4 protein-coding genes and 1 pseudogene are annotated in these 3,414 nt (G+C 69.6%); 3 read left to right on the top strand and 2 right to left on the bottom strand.

The annotated features are described in order from the left end of the window. Nucleotides 1–733 (top strand): annotated as a pseudogene (locus E1266_RS36410) (hypothetical protein); the annotation flags it as partial. 212 nt (nt 734–945) lie between these two features. Here E1266_RS36410 and E1266_RS36405 read toward each other — a convergent pair. Next, on the bottom strand, nt 946–1,197 hold the full coding sequence (locus E1266_RS36405) for a DUF397 domain-containing protein (RefSeq protein WP_131987147.1): 252 nt from the start codon (nt 1,195–1,197) through the stop codon (nt 946–948). Further along, on the bottom strand, nt 1,197–2,063 hold the full coding sequence (locus E1266_RS36400) for a helix-turn-helix transcriptional regulator (protein ID WP_243719333.1): 867 nt from the start codon (nt 2,061–2,063) through the stop codon (nt 1,197–1,199). The genes E1266_RS36405 and E1266_RS36400 overlap by 1 nt, the downstream gene beginning before the upstream one ends. A gap of 227 nt (nt 2,064–2,290) precedes the next feature. On the opposite strand from E1266_RS36400, the gene E1266_RS36395 reads away from it, so the two are divergent. After that, the gene (locus tag E1266_RS36395; RefSeq protein ID WP_243719332.1) at nt 2,291–2,908 is read left to right on the top strand and encodes an ATP-binding protein; all 618 of its coding nucleotides are present in this window, start codon (nt 2,291–2,293) and stop codon (nt 2,906–2,908) included. Between the two features lie 148 nt (nt 2,909–3,056). Beyond that, entirely contained in the window at nt 3,057–3,410 is a 354-nt protein-coding gene (locus E1266_RS36390) for an STAS domain-containing protein (RefSeq protein ID WP_132055015.1), read from the top strand. Nucleotides 3,411–3,414 lie beyond the last annotated feature (4 nt).

Below are 3,414 nucleotides of genomic sequence, written 5' to 3'. Positions count from 1 at the left end.
CGCCGGCCCGCCCCCGCCCACGCCTCCCGTACATGGATCGGGCGGTAGGAAGCGCGGTCTCGTCATCCCCATCGCGGCGGCCGTCGCCGTGGCCGCCGTCATCGCGGGCGGCGCCGCCTGGGCCGCCACGAGGCCCGGCGGCGAGGACGACCGGCGGCTGGCCGCGTCCGGTCAGGACGGCGGAGCGCAGGGCGGCGCGGAGGCGGCGAACGGCGAGGAGGGGCAGGCGCAGAGCCCGACGGAGGAGCAGCGCCGCAGGCAGCCGAAGGGGCAGCAGAGCCAGAGCCCGACGGCGCCGAGCAAGTCCCAGCGGCCCGGCACGCCGCAGCAGCCCGGCGGCTCGACGCCCACGAAGGGCAGCGGGGGCGGTGGAGGCGGGGACGGCGGCACCCAGCCCGGCAAGGAGCCGCCCAACAAGTTCAGCCCGCAGCAGGTGTGCAACAGCGGCGGCCATGGAGGCGGCTACTACGTGCAGCGCTCCCTGAGCGTCTCCGGCGGCACCGCCTACCTGCTCTACAACAGCTCCACCTACAACTGCGCCGTCATGATGAAGACGCAGAACGTGGGCAAGGCGTCCCCCGCGTCAGTGTGGATCCAGAAGAAGGGCGGCAGCACCATCGCCGACAGCGGGCAGTTCACCTGGTACGCGGGACCCGTGTACGTGAAGGCGCCCGGTACGTGCGTCAGGTTCGGCGGCAACGGCCGGTCGGCGCCCTACGGCAACTGCGGCTGAGCCCGGCAGGGCGGGAAGTAAGAAGCCCGGGAAGTAAGAAGGCCACCCTCGCGCCTGGGGTGGCCTCTGCTCGATGGCGGACGGGTCGACGTTCGGTGAACCGGAGCCGACCCGCCGCGATTCGATTGCCACCGCGACCTCGCCCCGGGGACTTCTGCGTCCCCGTCCCGGCCGGTCAGGTGGCGGTTGATTGGCGGTTTTCCGGGGTCATCTCAGTTTCGGGAGGCGATGAGATGGTCGAAGTCGCCGTCCTTGGCTCCAAGGATCAGCGCCTCGATCTCGGGGCGGGTGTAGATCAGCGCGGGGCCGTCCGGGTGACGGGAGTTGCGCATCGCGATCCGCCCGCCCGGCAGTTCGGCGATCTCGACGCAGTTCCCCTGGGAGTTGCTTCGCCGGGACTTCAGCCATCGCGCCCCCTGGAGCTTGGCGGCCGGCATCCCGTTGTCGTAGTAGTTCTGGAGCATCATGTCTCTCTGAGAAGATCACCGAGAAGCTCGACGGTGCGTTCCGGGGTCGCACTGTCGACGCAGAGGCGTTCCATCGCCTGCAGGTACGTGTCGACGTCGTCTCGCTTGTCCAGGTACATCGCGCCGGTGAGGTTCTCTACGTAAACCACGTCCGGCAGGTCCTGCTCGGGAAAGCGCAGGATCGTGAACGCGCCCCCCTCGGCGGCGTGGCCTCCGAACCTGAACGGCATGATCTGGATGGTGACGTTCGACAGCTTGGACATCTCGATGAGGTGCTCGAACTGGCCCCTCATGACCTCCGGGCCGCCGATGGGGCGCTTGAGCGCCCCCTCGTCCACCACCGCCCACAGGCGCGGTGCGTCCGCGCCCGTCAGGCGTTCCTGCCGTTGCATCCGCAGTTCCACGCGTTGGTCGATTTCGTGTTCGGCGGCCCCGGCGTTGCCCAAGCGGATCACCGCCCGCGCATACCCCTCCGACTGCAGCAGTCCCGGAACGAACTGCAGTTCATATGTGCGGATCAGCGCCGCCGACTCCTCCAGGCCGACATAGGTCTGGAACCAGCCGGGCAGTACGTCGTTGTACCGGTGCCACCAACCGGGGGTGTTGGCCTCCCGCGCAAGCTGCAGCAGCGCTTCGCGTTCTGTCTTGTCGCTTACGCCGTAGAGCGAGAGCAGGTCGTCCACGTCTCGTTCTTTGAAGCTGACCCGGCCGAGCTCGAGGCGGCTGATCTTCGACTCCGACGCGCGGATGACGTAGCCGGCGTCCTGTCGGGTCACGCCCTTCTGCTCGCGCAGACGGCGAAGCTGCGACCCGAGCAGGATCCGACGAACCGTCGACCCGCTTCCCGGCGTCTCTGGAGTCACGCCCAACCTCCCGGCTATTCGGCGGACAGCGAACCTAGTGTGCCACTGGCCTCAGTGTCCTGCGGTTACCTCCGTTCAGGTCGCGTGCATTCGCGTCGCCCCACACCCTCACAACGCGGATGCACGTGCATTGGGCCTTGCATTCGCACGCTACGATGCGCAGGATAACGCACGAGACTTCCGAGCCACGGCTGCACAACGAGATCACTCTGCGGGGTCCGGTTGGAATGACGTCACGCCACGCGCACGACGACACGCGCTGGGAGCTCGGCCCCGTCGTGGGGCCGGCCGACCCGCACGACCTTGCCGGCTGCTCCATGCCCGTACCCGAGTCGTCCGACCTGCCACCGCGCCTGGACTCGGCCGTCACGGCGCTGACCGAGCTCCGCGGCTCCACGGTCTCGTTCACGGTCGAGCCCGATCCGGAATCGGTCACCGAGGCCCGCCACTTCGCGATTTCCCGGCTCGCCGAATGGGGCGTGCCGGAACTCGCCGACGACGTGGGCCTGGTCGTCTCGGAGCTCGTCACCAACGCACTGCGGCACAGCGGGGGGACGTCCCGCGGCCGGCCGGGAGACGGCGTACACCGCGCGGGCGTGTACGGCGACCCGGCCGACCCGCTGGGCTCGGCACCGTCCGCCATCCGGCTCCGGATCGGCCACCGGGCACCGTGGCTGCTCTGCGGGATCATGGACGCGAGCCCCGCCGCGCCGCGCCGCAAGGAGCCCGACTACATAGCCGAGACGGGGCGCGGCCTCCACCTGGTGGAGTCGTTCAGCGTCCGCTGGGGGTGGCGCGCCATCCCGCAGGGGAAGGTGGTGTGGGCCCTCTTCCGGACTCCCTGACGGCATCGCCGCGGGGAACGCTCCCGTTCCGTCAGGCGGGCGTAACGACGCGCCACAGGGGTAACAAACGAGTTCCCACTAGTCTCACCGAGACAGACGCCCCCCAGGGCGCCGCGGCGGTTCGGCCGAGCGGCAGAGAGGAGCACCGGTGGACTTCGCCGTGGAGCATCGCGAGGAGAAGGGCCTCACGGTCGTCAAGATCAGCGGTGAGATAGACGTCTTCACCAGCCCCCGGCTGCGGGAGGCCCTGCTCGACATCATCGAGAACGGCGGCGCGCATCTGGTCATCGACCTGGGCGAGGTCACGTTCCTCGACTCCACGGGCCTCGGGGTCCTGGTCGGCATCTACCACCGGCTCCGCGCCCGCGACGGCACGATGTCGTTCATGGGCGTCAACGACCGGGTGCGGCGCGTCTTCCACGTCACCCAGCTGACCAAGATCTTCGTCCTCCACAACTCCCTGGAGGACGCCATCGCCGCCCACGAGTCCCCCGCCGGCTGACCCC

Origin of the sequence: Actinomadura sp. 7K534 (genome assembly GCF_004348575.1) — a bacterium.
In the GTDB taxonomy this organism is placed as follows: Bacteria; Actinomycetota; Actinomycetes; order Streptosporangiales; family Streptosporangiaceae; genus Spirillospora; species Spirillospora livida.
Note: the sequence above shows the minus strand (reverse complement) of the source record. Positions and strands in the feature narration are given on the sequence as shown.

Bases quoted from the DNA above. Each gene is read 5' to 3' on its own strand.
- E1266_RS36405 (WP_131987147.1), bottom strand. From the start codon at position 1,197: ATGCTCCAGAACTACTACGACAACGGGATGCCGGCCGCCAAGCTCCAG.
- E1266_RS36395 (WP_243719332.1), top strand. From the start codon at position 2,291: ATGACGTCACGCCACGCGCACGACGACACGCGCTGGGAGCTCGGCCCC.